13 protein-coding genes, 3 pseudogenes and 1 riboswitch are annotated in these 15349 nt (G+C 68.0%); of the genes and pseudogenes, 10 read left to right on the top strand and 6 right to left on the bottom strand.

Annotated features, from left to right (window positions below):
- Positions 1-56: 56 nt before the first annotated feature.
- From DCD74_RS05690 to DCD74_RS05710, 5 genes are read left to right on the top strand one after another with little or no spacing between them, the layout of a single operon-like run.
- Entirely contained in the window at positions 57-653 is a 597-nt protein-coding gene (locus tag DCD74_RS05690; protein WP_112926468.1) for a GNAT family N-acetyltransferase, read from the top strand.
- A complete protein-coding gene (minC, locus tag DCD74_RS05695) occupies positions 650-1432 on the top strand; it encodes a septum site-determining protein MinC (RefSeq protein WP_112926469.1) in 783 nt (260 codons plus the stop codon). The genes DCD74_RS05690 and minC overlap by 4 nt, the downstream gene beginning before the upstream one ends.
- 30 nt (positions 1433-1462) lie before the next feature.
- Positions 1463-2272, top strand: coding sequence for a septum site-determining protein MinD (gene minD / locus DCD74_RS05700; RefSeq protein WP_112926470.1), 810 nt, complete (start codon positions 1463-1465; stop codon positions 2270-2272).
- A 3-nt stretch (positions 2273-2275) separates the two neighbouring features.
- On the top strand, positions 2276-2548 hold the full coding sequence (gene minE / locus DCD74_RS05705) for a cell division topological specificity factor MinE (protein ID WP_112926471.1): 273 nt from the start codon (positions 2276-2278) through the stop codon (positions 2546-2548).
- 36 nt (positions 2549-2584) lie between these two features.
- Positions 2585-3085, top strand: a complete 501-nt coding sequence (locus tag DCD74_RS05710; RefSeq protein ID WP_112926472.1) for a hypothetical protein — start codon at positions 2585-2587, stop codon at positions 3083-3085.
- Positions 3086-3094: 9 nt separating this feature from the next.
- On the opposite strand, the gene DCD74_RS05715 is transcribed toward DCD74_RS05710, so the two are convergent.
- Positions 3095-3976 (bottom strand): DMT family transporter, encoded by an 882-nt coding sequence (locus DCD74_RS05715; RefSeq protein ID WP_112927689.1) that lies wholly within the window; start codon positions 3974-3976, stop codon positions 3095-3097.
- A 130-nt stretch (positions 3977-4106) separates the two neighbouring features.
- Here DCD74_RS05715 and DCD74_RS05720 point away from each other — a divergent pair, with 130 nt between their 5' ends.
- The 4 genes and pseudogenes from DCD74_RS05720 to DCD74_RS13060 all read left to right on the top strand — a co-directional run.
- Positions 4107-6011, top strand: a complete 1905-nt coding sequence (locus DCD74_RS05720) for a M2 family metallopeptidase (protein ID WP_407072215.1) — start codon at positions 4107-4109, stop codon at positions 6009-6011.
- Between the two features lie 89 nt (positions 6012-6100).
- Positions 6101-7171 carry an aromatic ring-hydroxylating oxygenase subunit alpha gene (locus DCD74_RS05725; RefSeq protein ID WP_112927690.1) on the top strand — a complete coding sequence of 357 codons (1071 nt, stop codon included), beginning with the start codon at positions 6101-6103 and terminating at the stop codon, positions 7169-7171.
- 64 nt (positions 7172-7235) lie between these two features.
- Positions 7236-7913: pseudogene (locus DCD74_RS13055) on the top strand (APC family permease); the annotation flags it as partial.
- Between the two features lie 85 nt (positions 7914-7998).
- Positions 7999-8337: pseudogene (locus DCD74_RS13060) on the top strand (amino acid permease); the annotation flags it as partial.
- A gap of 106 nt (positions 8338-8443) precedes the next feature.
- On the opposite strand, the pseudogene DCD74_RS13165 reads toward DCD74_RS13060, so the two are convergent.
- Both DCD74_RS13165 and DCD74_RS05740 read right to left on the bottom strand, forming a co-directional pair.
- Positions 8444-9692: pseudogene (locus tag DCD74_RS13165) on the bottom strand (multidrug effflux MFS transporter).
- Positions 9689-10450 carry a hypothetical protein gene (locus DCD74_RS05740; protein WP_112926474.1) on the bottom strand — a complete coding sequence of 254 codons (762 nt, stop codon included), beginning with the start codon at positions 10448-10450 and terminating at the stop codon, positions 9689-9691. The pseudogene DCD74_RS13165 and the gene DCD74_RS05740 overlap by 4 nt, the downstream one beginning before the upstream one ends.
- Before the next feature lie 113 nt (positions 10451-10563).
- Positions 10564-10672: riboswitch (glycine riboswitch) on the top strand.
- Positions 10673-10704: 32 nt separating this feature from the next.
- Here DCD74_RS05740 and gcvP point away from each other — a divergent pair.
- Entirely contained in the window at positions 10705-13659 is a 2955-nt protein-coding gene (gene gcvP, locus DCD74_RS05745; protein WP_112927691.1) for an aminomethyl-transferring glycine dehydrogenase, read from the top strand.
- A gap of 75 nt (positions 13660-13734) precedes the next feature.
- Here gcvP and DCD74_RS05750 read toward each other — a convergent pair whose 3' ends face one another.
- The 3 genes from DCD74_RS05750 to DCD74_RS05760 all read right to left on the bottom strand — a co-directional run bounded on the left by DCD74_RS05750 (position 13735) and on the right by DCD74_RS05760 (position 15338).
- Complete coding sequence (locus DCD74_RS05750) at positions 13735-14229, bottom strand: lipocalin family protein (RefSeq protein WP_112926475.1); 495 nt, start codon at positions 14227-14229, stop codon at positions 13735-13737.
- Between the two features lie 69 nt (positions 14230-14298).
- Positions 14299-14955 carry a DUF938 domain-containing protein gene (locus DCD74_RS05755; protein WP_112926476.1) on the bottom strand — a complete coding sequence of 219 codons (657 nt, stop codon included), beginning with the start codon at positions 14953-14955 and terminating at the stop codon, positions 14299-14301.
- Positions 14952-15338 (bottom strand): hypothetical protein, encoded by a 387-nt coding sequence (locus tag DCD74_RS05760; RefSeq protein WP_162615916.1) that lies wholly within the window; start codon positions 15336-15338, stop codon positions 14952-14954. The genes DCD74_RS05755 and DCD74_RS05760 overlap by 4 nt, the downstream gene beginning before the upstream one ends.
- Positions 15339-15349: the final 11 nt, after the last annotated feature.

Genomic DNA, 15349 nt, shown 5'->3' on the forward strand with positions numbered 1-15349 from the left:
TGCGATAATGCGCGCATCGCCGCCTGCCAAAGGCGAACCCCCGAACGGAGTCAGGAATGTCGATTGTCGTCCGCGACGTGCGTGAGCACGAGCTGGATTCCGTCCTTGCCCTCAACAACGCCTCCGGCCCCGGCATCCTGCCCCTAGACGCCGCGCGCCTGCGCTGTTTCTTCGACACCGCCGAATACTTCCGCGTCGCCGAGCACGACGGCAACCTGGCCGGCGTCCTGATGGCCTTCGGGGCCGGTTCCGCGCACGACAGCGGCAATTTCCACTGGTTCCGCGAGCGTTACCCCGACTTCCTCTACATCGACCGCATCGCCGTGGCCAGCCGCCGCCGCGGCGGTGGCGTGGGCCGCGCGCTGTATGCCGATGTGCAGGGTTACGCCGAAGCGCGCACCCCGGAACTTGCCTGTGAGGTGTTCATGCAGGAAGGCAGCGATCCCGCGCTGCTCTTCCACGGCAGCTTCGGCTTCCACGAGGTCGGCCAGCACATCCAGGCCGACGGCACCCGCGCCTGCATGTTGATGAAGCCGCTGTGCAGCCACGCGTGGATCCGCGACACCTACGGCGATGCCCTGCCCGAAGTGCCCTGGCTCACCCGGCCGCGCACGCTGCGCACCCCACAGCGCCCGACCGGAACCTGCGCGTGAGCTCGATCCCCAATTACGAACCCGCCGGTGAGCTGAAGATCGGCCAGGTCGGCATCGCCAACCTGCGCATCCGCGTCCTCGACATCCCGGCGCTGGCCGAGGAGATGCGCCAGCGCGTCGCCCGCGCGCCGAAGATGTTCGCGCGTGGTGCCGTCATCATCGATTTCGGCGGGCTGGCCCAGTTGCCGAGTGCGGCGGATGCCCGCGCGCTGATCGACGCCCTGCGCGAGGCCGGCGCCCTGCCGGTGGCGCTGGCCTACGGCAGCAGCGAAAACGATGCGCTGGCCGCCGAACTGGGCCTGCCGCTGCTGGCCAAGTTCCGCGCCCAGTACGAGCGCGCCGGCGAGTCCGAAGCCGACATCGCGCCGCCCCCGCGTCCCCGCGCCGCAGCCGCCGCGCCTGAACCCGCCAAGTCCGCAGCGGCAGCCGCCGCGCCCCGCGCCGACGGCGAACCGGGCCTGATGCAGGTGGCTTCGGTGCGCTCCGGCCAGCAGCTCTACGCCGAACAGCGCGATCTCACGGTGGTCGGCACGGTCGGCGCCGGCGCCGAGGTCATCGCCGACGGCTCCATCCACATCTACGGCGCCCTGCGCGGCCGCGCGCTGGCCGGCGCCCAGGGCATGGAGAACGCGCGGATCTTCTGCCGCGAATTCCACGCCGAACTCGTCGCCATCGCCGGCACCTACATGGTCGCCGACGATTTTCCCCGCGATCTGGTCGGCAAGGCCGTGCAGATCCGCCTTGAAAAAGGCAAGCTCGACATCTCGGCGCTCGATTGACGCGCCCCGCCCCACGTAAGGAGAGAACCCTTGGCTGAAATCATCGTCGTCACATCCGGGAAAGGCGGGGTCGGCAAGACCACCACCAGCGCCAGCATCGCCACCGGCCTCGCGCGCCGGGGCAAGAAGGTCGCCGTGATCGACTTCGACGTCGGCCTGCGTAACCTCGACCTGATCATGGGCTGCGAGCGCCGCGTGGTGTACGACTTCGTCAACGTGGTGAACGGCGAGGCTTCGCTCAAGCAGGCGTTGATCAAGGACAAGCGCTTCGACACGCTGCACGTGCTGGCCGCCTCGCAGACGCGCGACAAGGATGCGCTGACCAAGGAAGGCGTCGAGAAGGTGCTGACCGACCTGGCCGCCGAAGGCTTCGACTACATCGTCGCCGACTCACCGGCCGGCATCGAGAAGGGCGCCTTCCTCGCCATGTACTTCGCCGACAAGGCGGTGGTGGTGGTGAACCCGGAAGTGTCCTCGGTGCGCGACTCCGACCGCATCCTCGGCCTGCTCGCGTCCAAGACCAAGAAGGCGGAGGAAGGCGGCCGCGTGCAGGAATACCTGCTGCTGACCCGCTACAGCCCGTCGCGCGTCGAACGCGGCGAGATGCTGTCGGTCACCGACGTCGAGGAAGTGCTGGGCCTGAAGGCGATCGGCGTGATCCCCGAATCCACCGACGTGCTCAACGCCTCCAACAAGGGCGAGCCGGTCATCCTCGAAACCAACTCCGACGCCGCCGCCGCCTATGACGACGCGGTCGCCCGGCTGATGGGTGAAGAGCGCCCGATGCGCTTCACCGCGGTCGAGAAGAAGGGTTTCTTCGCCAAGATGTTCGGGGGTTGAGGCATGGGCATCTTTGATCTTTTCAAGCCGAAGAAGGACACCGCGTCCGAGGCCAAGGGGCGCCTGCAGTTCATCATCGCGCAGCAGCGCGACGACCGGAATCCGCGCCACGACATCGACATCCCGCCGGAGTTCAAGGTGGAGCTGATGGCGCTGATCCAGAAGCACTTCCACATCCCCGACAGCGCGATCTCGGTGACCAAGGAAAAGCACGGCGAATACGACGTGCTGGACATCTCCATCGAGCTCCCCGACGCCAAGCCCGCGCAGGACTGAGCCACGCGCCGGCACCATGCGTGCCGGCCTGACGGGATGGACGACGCACCGACCGTGCCGGAGGTGATGCGCATGGTCGATGTCGGCTTCGACGCCGCATCGGCCCTGTTGGCGCGTCATGGCCTGAACCTGCATCGCGTTGCCGATGGCGAGGCGATTCCCGGCAGCTACTGGGGCGAGACCGAAGCCGGCATCATCGGCCACGACGTCTACGCCCGCGACGACACGCCGGTGCATTCGCTGCTGCACGAGGCCGGCCATCTCATCGTGTTGCCGCCCGAACGGCGTGCCGCCGTGCATACCGACGCCACCGATTCCATCGACGAGGAAAACGCGGTCTGCGTGCTGCAGTCGCTGATGGCCGACGAGATTCCCGGCTACGGCAGCGACCGGCTGTTCGCCGACATGGATGCCTGGGGCTACACCTTCCGCCTCGGCAGTGCGCGGGCCTATGTCGAGCGGGATGCGGTTGATGCGTGGGACTGGCTGGCCGCGCGCGGATTCATCGACGACGAACGCCGCCTGCGCCTGCCCTGACCCGCGCGATCACGGCAGCAGCATCTTCATCCGGTGCCACCAGCCGGTGACGCGCTCCTCGCGCACCAGCGTGAACAGGCCCGCCGCGAGGATGATGCCGATGCCGACCCAGGTCAGTGCATCGATACGGTCGTGGAACAGCCACCAGCCGAGCAGCACCGACCACAGCATCTGGCTGTATTGCGTCGGCGCGACATGGTTGACCGGCGTGGCCAGCGTGGCCTGCATCAGCAGCACCGTGCCCAGCGCCGACAGCAGCCCGAAGCCGGCGACATAGGCCCATTGCAACGCGGTGGGCGCGTGCAGGTCGGGCCACATCAGTACGCCGGCCACCAGCAGGTTGCCGAGCAGCGTGGTGCCGAGCAGGGTCAGGCGATGTTCGCGGTCACCGACGCGGCGCATCAGCACCACGCCGCAGGCACCGGCCAGCCCGCAGATGATCCCGCCGAGGTGGCCGATGTGCAGCTCGCGGAAACCCGGGCGCAGCACCACCAGCACGCCGGCAAAGCCCGCGATCACCGCCAGCCAGCGCCGCCAGCCGACGTGTTCGCGCAGCACGACCACCGACAGCAGGGTGACGAAGATCGGCATCAGGAAGATCAGCGCGAAGGCCTCGGCCATCGGCAGGTGGGTGAAGGCGAGCAAGGCGCCCAGGTTGTTGACCGCGCCGGCCAGCATCCGCAGCCACCAGATCCCCGGCGCGCGCGGCGTGACCAGATACGACCAGCGTTCCTGCGGCTGCTTGACCAGCGGCAGCGCCAAGAGGCCCATCGCCGCGCCCATGAACATCAGCTGGAACGTGGGCACGCCGCCCTTGAGCAGCTTGATGAAGGCATCGCTGAAGGAGAACGCGGCATAGGCCGACAAGCCCAGCAACACGCCACGCCGCAGGTTCGACATCGACACTCCATCGAGGGGTCGCGGCATGGCCGCATGGCGCGAGTGTAGTGCGCCGCCGCATGCCGCCGGAGCGCTTGCCGCCTACACTTGCAAGTTCGTCCGCACATTGCCAGAGGTCACCGTGAAGCTTCGTCACGCCCTGCTTTCGCTCGCCATCGCCGCCTGCGTGTCCACGCCCGCCTTCGCCCAGAAGGCTCCGCCCAAGGAAAACGCCGACCAGTTCGTGGCCCGCATCAATGCCGAACTGAAGGCGATGTACCCGGAAATCACCGTGCCGCAGTGGCTCGCCGCGACCTACATCAGCGACGACTCGCAGATGCTGGCGGCCAAGAGCGACGAACGCTGGCTGACCCTGCTCAACACCTGGATCGCACAGGCCGAAGGCTACGAAGGCCAGAAGATGTCGCCGGAGACCGCGCGCACGCTGAAGCTGCTCAAGCTGTCCGCGTCGATGCCGCCGCCGAAGGATCCCACGCACCTGGCCGAGCTGACCCGCATCGCCAGCAAGATGGGCGGCATGTACGGCGCCGGCACCTACTGCAAGGGCGAAGGCGACGCCAAGAGCTGCCGCCAGCTGGGCGAACTGGAAGACGTGCTGCGCAGCAACCGCGACTACGACGCGCAGCTGGATGCGTGGCAGGGCTGGCACACCATCGCCGTGCCGATGCGCAAGGACTACCAGCGCTTCGTGGAACTCAGCAACGAAGGCGCGCGTGACTTCGGCTTCGCCAACACCGGCGAGCTGTGGCGCGCCGGCTACGACATGACCCCGGCCGAGATCGCCAGCGAGACCGACCGCCTGTGGGAACAGGTCAAGCCGCTGTACGAGGAACTGCACTGCTACGCCGGCGACAAGCTCAAGGCCAAGTACGGCACCGACAAGGGCCAGGTCGAGGGCGGCCTGCTGCCCGCGCACCTGATGGGCAACATGTGGCAGCAGGACTGGGGCAATTTGTGGGACATGCTGGCGCCCTACCCGCAGGCCGGCAGCCTGGACATCACCGGCGCGCTTGAAAAGCAGTACCAGGCATCGCTCAAGGCCGAGCAGGCCAAGCCGGCTGGCCGCAGCGCCGAGGACATCCAGCACGCCGCGCAGCTCGACATCGCCAAGAAGATGACCGCGCGCGCCGAGGACTTCTACACCTCGATCGGCATGCCCAAGCTGCCCGCGAGCTACTGGGAGAAGACCCAGTTCATCAAGCCGCGCGACCGCGACGTGGTCTGCCACGCCAGCGCCTGGGACATGGACATGAAGGGCGACGTGCGCACCAAGATGTGCATCAAGCCCAACGAAGAAGATTTCACCACCATCTACCACGAGCTGGGCCACATCTATTACGACCTGGCCTACAACGTGCAGCCGGCGATGTTCCAGGGCGGCGCGCATGACGGCTTCCACGAGGCCATCGGCGACGTCATCGTGCTGGCGATGACGCCGGACTACCTCGCGTCCATCGGACTGGTCGACAAGCAGAAGCAGTCCAACGAATCGCTGATCAACTCGCAGATGCGCATGGCATTGGCGAAGGTCGCCTTCCTGCCGTTCGGCCTGATGATCGACCGCTGGCGCTGGGGCGTGTTCGATGGCTCGATCAAGCCGACCGAATACAACAAGGCCTGGTGGGACCTGAAGGCCAAGTACCAGGGCGTGGCCCCGGCCACCGCGCGCGGCGAGGATTTCTTCGACCCGGGCGCCAAGTACCACGTGCCGGGCAACACGCCGTACACGCGCTACTTCCTCTCGCACGTGTTGCAGTTCCAGTTCTACAAGTCGCTGTGCGATGCCGCCGGCCACAAGGGCTCGCTGTACCAGTGCAGCTTCTATGGCAACAAGGAAGCCGGCAAGCGCTACTGGGCGATGCTGTCCAAGGGCGCCAGCCAGCCGTGGCAGCAGACCATGAAGGAACTCACCGGCGGCGAAAAGATGGATGCCGGCGCGGTGCTGGAATACTTCGCGCCGCTGCAGACTTGGCTCAAGCAGCAGAACGCCGGCAAGCAGTGCGGCTGGACCGCGCCGCGCGGCTGATTGCCCGCGACAGGTTTCTGGACGACGCCGGCCCCGTGCCGGCGTCTTTCTTTCCGGCGGCCGGCCGCATCGCGCCCCATAATTCGCGCATGGATGACGATCTCGCCCCGCAGCCACTCGCCCGCGCCACCGCCCTGCCCGCGCGTTTCTACACGCGCGATGCGGCGGCGGAGCGTGATCAATCCGCGGTGTTCGCGCGCGGCTGGCACCTGCTGGCGCATGTCAGCCAACTGAGTGCGAGCGGCGACCATGTCGTCGCACGGATCGGCGGCCTGCCGGTCATCGCGGTGCGCGGCGATGACGGCGCCGTCCGCGTGCTGCACAACGTCTGCCGGCATCGCGCCGGGCCGCTCGCGCAATGCGACGGGCGTGGCGCGAAGGCGCTGCGTTGCCGCTACCACGGCTGGAACTATGCGCTCGACGGCCAGCTGAAAAACGCCACGGGGATGGAGGATGTCGAAGGCTTCGACATCGCCGACATCCGCCTGCCCGAACTCGGTTGCGTGACCTGGCGCGGGCTGGTCTTCGCCAGCCCCGATGCCGCGAACGCACCGTCTTTCGACGCCTTCGTCGCAGGCATCGACGCGCGCATCGGCGACGGCCACGCCATCGAGACCTACGCCGGCCATCACCACGCCGCCTACGACATCGACTGCAACTGGAAGGTCTACGTCGACAATTACCTGGAGGGCTACCACGTCCCGCACGTGCATCCCGGCCTGAACCGCCTGCTCGACTACCGCAGCTACCGCACCGAGACCGCGCGCTGGCATTCGCTGCAATGGAGCCCGCTGGAAAGCGACCCCGGCCTGTATGGCGATGGCGACGCGCTCTATTACTGGCTGTGGCCCAACACCATGCTCAACCTGCTGCCCGGGCGCCTGCAGACCAACCGCGTGCTGCCGCTCGGCGCGGATTGTTGCCGGGTCACCTTCGACACCTATTACCGCGATGCGGGCGATGACGCGATGGCCGCGCGCCGCGAAGCCGACATCGCCTTCAGCGACGAAGTGCAGGCCGAGGACATCCGCATCTGCGAGGACGTGCAGCGCGGGCTGGCCTCCGGCTCGTACATCGCCGGCCGCCTCAACCCGCACCGGGAATCCGGCGTCCACCACTTCCACGAACTGCTGCGCGACGCCTATCGCGCGCTGGCCTGAGCCCATGAAACCCAATATCCGGGGCATCGGAATGGCCGGCGCGACCGCGCTGGTCGTCGGCAACATGATCGGCAGCGGCGTGTTCCTGCTGCCCGCCTCGCTGGCCCCGTTCGGCGGCACCACACTGATCGCCTGGACCGTCACCCTGCTCGGCGCGCCGGCGATCGCCGCGACCTTCGCGCGGCTGGCGATGCGCTGGCCGGCCAGCGGCGGCCCGTATGTCTTCGCGCGCAACGCCTTCGGTGACCTGGCCGGCTTCGTGGTGGGCTGGAGCTATTGGGTGTCGATGTGGTGCGCGCTGTCGGCCATCGCGGTGGCCTTCGGCGGCAGCGTGGTGGCGCTGTTTCCGGCGCTGGCCGGTGGCCTGTGGCCGGCGTTGCTGGCGGTCGGCGTCATCGTGCTGGTCACCGCCATCAACCTGGTCGGCGTGCGCGAGGCCAGCTTCGCGCAGCTGGTGCTGACCGTGCTCAAGGTGCTGCCGCTGCTGCTGTTCGGCGGCGTGGCGCTGTGGTTCATCGAGCCCTCGCGCTTCGTGCCGCTCAACCCCACGCCGCAACCGCTGCCGCTCGCGGTGCATGCCGCGGTCGCGCTGACGTTGTGGTCGCTGTTGGGCCTGGAATCGGCGACGGTGCCGGCCGACGACATCATCGACCCGCAACGCACGGTGCCGCGCGCGACGGTCTGGGGCACGCTGATCGCCGGCATCGCCACCGTGCTGGCCTGCGTCGCCGTGCAGGGCGTGGTGCCGGCCGATGTACTGGCGCAGAGCCCCGCGCCGATGTCCGAAGCCGCGCACCGGCTGTGGGGGCCCGCTGGCCGGCAAGTTCATGGCCGTGGTCGCGGCGGTGTCCTGCCTGGGCGCGCTCAACGGCTGGGCGCTGCTGTCCGCGCAGCTGCCGATGGCGGCGGCGAAGGACGGCCTGATGCCGCCGCTGTTCCTGCGCACCGATGCGCGCGGCACGCCGGTCGCGGGCCTGCTGGTCGGCGGCACGCTGGCCACGCTGCTGGTCATCGCCAACTACAGCGGCTCGCTGGTGTCGCTGTTCACCTTCGCCATCCTGCTGTCCACGGCGGCCACGCTGCTGCCCTATGTCGCCGGCTGCCTGGCGTGGCTGGTCAAGGGGCGCGAAGGTCGCTTCGTCGCGGCCATCGGGCTTGCGTACAGCGCCTACGCGTTGATCGGCACCGGCAGCGAATCGCTGGTCTGGGGACTGGTGCTGGTGTGGTGGCGGGGCTGCCGGTCTATGCGTGGTTGCGCTGGCGCGGCAGGCCTCAGAGTTCATCGAGCGGCTCGTAGTTCTCGCCGTCTTCCGGCGCTGGCGGCACCCGGTCGGCGCGGCGCAAGGCCAGCTTCCACGCCAGCCAGCCCAGCATCGCCAACAGCAAGGAGCCGCTGGCCAGCAGCGGCGCGCTGCCTGACAACATCGGCGACACCATGCCGGCGATGAAGGCGTTCATCGCCAAGGCCACGAAGGCCTGCACCGAAGCCGCCGCACCGCGCATCTCGGGAAACAGGTCGAGCCCCATCAAGGTGGTGATGGGCGAAACCAGCGCGATGCCGAACGCCATCACCATCACCGGCACGACGCCGTAGGGCAGTTCCAGGTGATCGACCGACAGCGCATACGCCAGCAGCGCCAACCCGCCGGCCACGTTGAGCGCGAAACCGATCCGCACCTGCCGGCGTCCGTCCATGCGCCCGGCGAAGCGACCCGACGCGAACGCGCCGGCCATCATCCCGCTGATCATCGGGATGAAGAACCAGCCGAAGCCCTGTTCGCCCAGCCGGAAATGGTCCAGCACCAGTGCCGGCGCCGAGGCGATCAGCAGGAATAACGCGCAGAAGTTGAAGGCCGACGCCAGCGCCAGCCGGCGGAACTGCGCATCGCCGATGATCGCCGCGTAGGTCTGCCAGAGCCGCTTCGCGCGCAGGGGATGACGCTTCTCCACCGGATGCGTCTCCGGCAGCCACCACGTCACCGCCGCCAGCAGCACGCAGCCGAAAAGCATCAGGAACCAGAAGATCGCCGGCCAGCGATGCCAGCCCCAGCAGCCAGCCGCCGATCACCGGCGCGACCGCCGGCGCGATGCCGAAGATCATCGAGACCTGGCTCATCAGCCGCTGCGCTTCGGCGCCATCGAACATGTCGCGGATCACCGCGCGCCCGACGATCAGCCCCACGCCCGCCGAGAGCCCCTGCAGCACGCGGAAGCCCACCAGCATCGGCAGCGAGGTCGACAGCGCGCAGCCCGCGCTCGCCAACGCGAACACCGCGATGCCCGCCATGATCACCCGCCGCCGCCCGAACGCATCCGACAGCGCGCCATGCCACAGGCTCATCGCCGCATAGGCCACCAGATAGGCGCTGATGGTCTGCTGCATCGCCACCCGCCCGGCGCCGAACTGCTGGCCGATCTGCGGAAACGCCGGAAACACGGTGTCGATGCTGAAGGCGCCGAACATCGCCAGCGCACCCAGCAGGGGCGCGAACCGGCGCATCCGCACCGGCGGGCTACTCACGGCTTGCGGGCCGCGGGTCTGGGCGCGGGCCGCAGCGACTCGACACGCGCGGCGTTGGCAAGCGCCAGCGCTTCGGCCCGGCGCGTGGCCGGCCAGTAAAGAAACACGAAATCGCCCACGGCGCCGAGCATGCGCGCGCTACCGGGCTCGGGCGCATCACGGCCGGCCAGGGTGACGCGCACCGCATGGCCGCCGCCGGCGCGGATCTGCTCGGCCTTGTTCACCGCGACCGCCATCGACATACACAGGCCCAGGGTCAACACGCCGTACATCACCGCGCCGACCGCGGTGAATCCGCCCCAGCCCACGCGGTCGCGCAACCAGCGGTTGAAGCGGTCCGGGTCGCCGGGCAGCAACAGGCGCGACATCCGTGAGCGCGCGCGCAACGCGAGGTAACCCTCCGGGTCGCGCAGCCAGGCCCGGTGCGGCCAGCTGACCCAGCGGGCCAGGAAATACGCCGCCACCACCACGATCAGGTGCGACGGATCGCGCAGGCCGGCGGTCAGGTAATCGCTGGGGGACATGTAATCGAGGATGCCCACGCCAAAACTGCGGAAGAACCAGAAGCTGGCCCAGACCCCCAGGATCGAGACGGCCATGTAGGCCAGCGTCAACGCATGGGCCGGATCCTGGCGCAGTTCCGCCAGCAGCCACGACCACCAGCCAGGCGTGCCGCGTGCGGGCATGGCCGCCATCGCATCGCCATGGACTGGCGCGGTGACGGGCGGCACGGATTCGATTCCGGGGGTTTCGTTCATCCGGGCATGATAGGCCCCCCCGCGGCTATACTCCGCGGGCGGTGGGAGAAGCCTCCCCCGGCTGCCGAAGGCGCAACCGCCCGGAATCGCTCAGGCCCCGTAACCACCGCAGGCAACAACACTCTGGAGAGACCGGCCGCGCCATGCGCAGCGCCGGCGCCGAAGGGGCAAGACGGCTCCCCCGCCGTCCAAACTCTCAGGCAAAAGGACAGAGGGGCACTCCCCAACCTACGCGGCCGATGCCGCGCCGCCGGATGCCCCGCATGTCGAACGCCCAGACGCTTACCGCCCTCGAACACCACGACGCCTTCGTTTCGCGCCACATCGGCCCCAACGATGCCGAGATCGCCACCATGCTGGGCGTCATCGGCCACGCGTCGCTGGATGCGATGACCGAGGCCATCGTGCCCGGCAAGATCCGCCTGACCGCGCCGCTGGCCCTGCCCGGCTCGCTGACCGAAGTGGACGCGCTGAAGAAGATCCGCGCCATCGCATCGAAGAACAAGGTCTTCCGCAGCTTCATCGGCCAAGGCTATTACGGCACCCACACGCCGAACGTCATCCTCCGCAACATCCTCGAGAACCCGGCCTGGTACACCGCCTACACGCCCTACCAGGCGGAGATCTCGCAGGGCCGCATGGAAGCGCTGATCAACTTCCAGACCATGTGCGCCGACCTGACCGGCATGGAGATCGCCAGCGCCTCGCTGCTGGACGAAGCCACCGCCGCGGCGGAAGCGATGACGCTGGCCAAGCGCTCCGCCAAGTCCAAGTCCAACACCTTCCTGGTGTTCGGCGACGCGCATCCGCAGACCATCGAAGTGCTGCGCACGCGCGCCGAGCCGCTCGGCATCGCCATCGAGCTGGCCAATTCGGCCGAGGAATGGCAGGCCGCGATGGACAAGGGCGATTTCTTCGGCGTGCTGATCCAGTACCCGGCGTCGAGCGGCTGGATCGTCGACTGGTCGAAGGAGTCCGACGCCATCCACGCCAAGGGCGCACTCGTCGTCTTCGCCACCGACCTGCTGGCGCTGACGCTGCTGAAATCCCCCGGCGAAATGGGCGCCGACATCGTCATCGGCAACACCCAGCGATTCGGCGTGCCGTTCGGTTTCGGTGGCCCGCATGCCGCTTTCATGGCCTGCAAGGACGCGTTCAAGCGCAACATGCCGGGCCGCCTGATCGGCGTGTCGGTGGATGCGGAAGGCAACAAGGCCTACCGCCTGACCCTGCAGACGCGCGAGCAGCACATCCGCCGCGAGAAGGCGACTTCCAACATCTGCACCGCGCAGGTGCTGCTGGCGGTGATGGCTTCGATGTACGCCGTCTACCACGGCCCGGACGGCCTGCAGCGCATCGCTTCGCGCGTGCACCGGCTGGTGTCGATCCTGTCCGCCGGCTTGGCCGAACTCGGCTTCGAGCGCCATCACCACAACTCCGCCTTCGACACGATCTGCCTGAAGGTGGATGACAAGGCGGACGCGATCATCGCCCGCGCCGCATCGATGGGTGCCAACCTGCGCAAGGCCTGGGGCGATTACGTCTGCATCTCGCTGGACGAAACCACCACGCGCGAAGACATCGAGCTGCTGTGGAAGATCTTCGGTGGCGATGGCGCGAAGCTGCCTTCCATCGAGACGCTGGACGCGAAGGCGCCGTCGCTGATCCCGGACGAACTGCGCCGCACCTCCGACTTCCTCACCCACCCGGTGTTCAACACGCACCACAGCGAGCACGAACTGCTGCGCTACATGCGCTCGCTGGCCGACAAGGACCTGGCGATGGATCGCACCATGATCCCGCTCGGCTCCTGCACGATGAAGCTCAACGCCACCGCCGAGATGATCCCGGTGACGTGGCCCGAGTTCGGCAATATCCACCCGCTCGCGCCCGCCGAGCAGGCGCAAGGCTACAAGGAACTCATCGGCGGGCTGGAGGCGATGCTGGTGGAAGCCACCGGCTACGACGCGGTCAGCCTGCAGCCCAACTCCGGCGCGCAGGGCGAATACGCCGGCCTGCTGGCAATCCGCGCCTACCACGCCAGCCGCGGCGACGAGAAGCGCGATGTCTGCCTGATCCCGGAATCCGCCCATGGCACCAACCCGGCGTCCGCGCAGCTGTGCGGCATGCGCGTGGTGGTGGTCCAGTGCGACAAGAACGGCAACGTGGACGTGGACGACCTGCGCGCCAAGGCCGAAAAGCACAAGGACGACCTGGCCGCGATCATGATCACCTACCCGTCCACGCATGGCGTGTTCGAGGAGTCGGTGGTCGAGATCTGCGAAATCGTGCATGCCAACGGCGGCCAGGTGTACACCGACGGCGCCAACATGAACGCCCTGGTCGGCGTGGCCAAGCCGGGCAAGTGGGGCAGCGACGTGTCGCACCTCAACCTGCACAAGACCTTCTGCATTCCGCATGGCGGCGGCGGCCCGGGCGTGGGCCCGTGCGCGGTCAAGTCGCACCTGGCGCCGTTCCTGCCCAAGGCCGCGGCCGATGACGCCTTCCGCACCGAAGGCGTGGGCAGCGGCGCGATGGTGTCGGCGGCCACCTACGGCAGCGCCAGCATCCTGCCGATCAGCTGGATGTACATCGCGATGATGGGCGCCGACGGCCTGCGCCGCGCGACGCAGGTGGCGCTGCTCAACGCCAACTACATCGCCCAGCGCCTAGCACCGCACTACCCCACGCTCTACACCGGCCGCAACGGCATGGTGGCGCACGAGTGCATCCTGGACCTGCGCCCGATCAAGGACGCCACCGGCATCAGCGCCGAAGACGTGGCCAAGCGCCTGATCGACTTCGGCTTCCACGCACCCACGCTTTCGTTCCCGGTGGCCGGCACGCTGATGGTGGAGCCGACCGAGAGCGAATCGCTGCACGAACTCGACCGCTTCATCGACGCCATGATCCAGATCCGCGACGAGATCCGCATGGTCGAGAACGGCGAGCTGGACCGCGAGGACAATCCGCTCAAGCACGCGCCGCACACCGCGACGCAGGCGATGGCCGCCGACTGGACGCACGGCTACAGCCGCGAGCTGGCGGTGTTCCCGCTGGACACGCTGAAGCGCCAGAAATACTGGCCGCCGGTGGCGCGCGTGGACAACGTGTACGGCGACAAGAACGTGTTCTGCGCCTGCATCCCGATGAGCGAATTCGCGAAGGAAGGCGAGCCGGAAGCCTTCAGTGAACCGATGGCGGTCTGATCCCCGCTGATCGCCGGAGATGCGGAAAGGCCACGGTATTCCGTGGCCTTTTTGTTGGTGTCGATGGTGCGGAACTCATTCTCGATGCACCGTCCCGCTCTGGACGGGACGGATGATGTCGCTGATGTCGAAGCCGTCCTCCGCCGCGTAGTGCAGCCAGTCACGCACGGTCGATTCGTCCAGCTGTGCATCGCGCGCGAGCAGCCACAGGTATTTGCGGTTGGGCGTGCCGACCAGCGCGATGTTGTAGCCGGGCTCCAGCCGCATGATCCAGTAATCGCCCTGGGTGAAGGGCACCCAGCGCAGCGCCTTCGGCATGAAGCTCACGCTGAGTTTGGCGTTGGTGGTGTCCAGCGGCAGCGCCTCTCCTTCTGATTGCTCGACCTCGCCCTCGTCGTTCAGGCAGCTGTTGAGCACGCGGACGCGGCCGTTGTCCTTCAGTTCGTAGGTGGCGGTGACATCGCGCGCCTCGCGGTCCTCGGCCCACATCGGCTTGCGCGCGATCTCGTACCAGGTGCCGAGATAGCGCGGCAGTTCGACGTGCTCGACGGTGATGACTTCATCCGACATGGGACACCTGCTCAATGGGGGAGCGGGCAGTGTCCACAGTGCGTGGTCGGCGTGCGGTGAAAACAGCGCCTAGCCGCGGCGCCAGACCAGCGTGCGGTTGTTGGCCGGCATCGCGATGTCATCGACCAGGGTCATGCCGATGTCGCGGGCCAGCGCATCGACGGCCTCGAAATCGCGGATGCCGCTGGCCGGATCGCGCGCCTTCAGCCAGCCATCGAACTCACGGTTGCTGTCGCTGGTGTATTCGCCGCCGTAGTTGAACGGACCGTAGGCGATCAGCGTTGCCGACCCCTCGCGCAACAGGCTGGGCAGGCCGGCGAACAGGGCTTCCACCTCTGGCCAGCCCATGATGTGCAGCGTGTTGGCGGTGAACACCGCATCGAAGCCGCGGACATCGCTGCCATCGTCCAGCAGCGCATGTAAGGTATCGAGGTCGCTGCTGACGAGCCCACGCGTCCCATGTCCCGCTTGCGCCCACAACGGTGCGGGCAATCTCAGGTTGGGCAATGCCGAGGCACGCACCCATTGCGCGATGCCTTCCAGATGCGGCGGCTGGTCCGTTGGCTGCCACTGCAGATGCGGCAGGCCTTGCGCGAAATACGCGGCGTGCTGGCCGGTGCCACTGCCGATTTCCAGCACGCGCCTTGCTTGGTGCAGATGCGTGCGCAGGACCTGCAGGATGGGTTCGCGGTTGCGCTCGCAGGCCGGCGAATGCGGCAGGGTCATCGGCTGCGCTTGAGCCTGCGCGCGTTGGCGACCACGCGGCGGCGCGCAGGTGCCAGCGCGGATGCGAGCAGGGTTTCGCCATCGCGCGACGCGGCCAGCATCCAGCCCTGCCCCATCGCCGGCCAGCGCCACGGTTCCAGCGCGACGCGGCTCCATTCCGACCACATGCGCTGCTGGATGCGCGCGGCGGCCTCGCCCATCGCCCAGCCACCTTCCTGCCAGGCTTCGACTTTTTCCTCGTGCATGCGCTGCCATTCGCGACGGTCGGCGGCGCCCGGGTTAGGGCCGGCCATCCACAGCCGCATCATCCGCATCGCCATGACCTGCGGAGCGGCCTGGCCGATGTCGATGAGTGCGCGTTGCACGTTGCGGGATTTCTTCATGCGCACATGGT

The organism is Lysobacter oculi, assembly GCF_003293695.1.
GTDB lineage: Bacteria > Pseudomonadota > Gammaproteobacteria > Xanthomonadales > Xanthomonadaceae > Solilutibacter > Solilutibacter oculi.

Coding starts and splice junctions, on each gene's coding strand:
- DCD74_RS05725 (WP_112927690.1), top strand. CDS start 6,101: ATGGATGACGATCTCGCCCCGCAGCCACTCGCCCGCGCCACCGCCCTG.
- DCD74_RS05755 (WP_112926476.1), bottom strand. CDS start 14,955: ATGACCCTGCCGCATTCGCCGGCCTGCGAGCGCAACCGCGAACCCATC.
- DCD74_RS05690 (WP_112926468.1), top strand. CDS start 57: ATGTCGATTGTCGTCCGCGACGTGCGTGAGCACGAGCTGGATTCCGTC.
- minE (WP_112926471.1), top strand. CDS start 2,276: ATGGGCATCTTTGATCTTTTCAAGCCGAAGAAGGACACCGCGTCCGAG.
- DCD74_RS05750 (WP_112926475.1), bottom strand. CDS start 14,229: ATGTCGGATGAAGTCATCACCGTCGAGCACGTCGAACTGCCGCGCTAT.
- DCD74_RS05740 (WP_112926474.1), bottom strand. CDS start 10,450: ATGAACGAAACCCCCGGAATCGAATCCGTGCCGCCCGTCACCGCGCCA.
- DCD74_RS05760 (WP_162615916.1), bottom strand. CDS start 15,338: ATGAAGAAATCCCGCAACGTGCAACGCGCACTCATCGACATCGGCCAG.
- DCD74_RS05710 (WP_112926472.1), top strand. CDS start 2,585: ATGGACGACGCACCGACCGTGCCGGAGGTGATGCGCATGGTCGATGTC.
- gcvP (WP_112927691.1), top strand. CDS start 10,705: ATGCCCCGCATGTCGAACGCCCAGACGCTTACCGCCCTCGAACACCAC.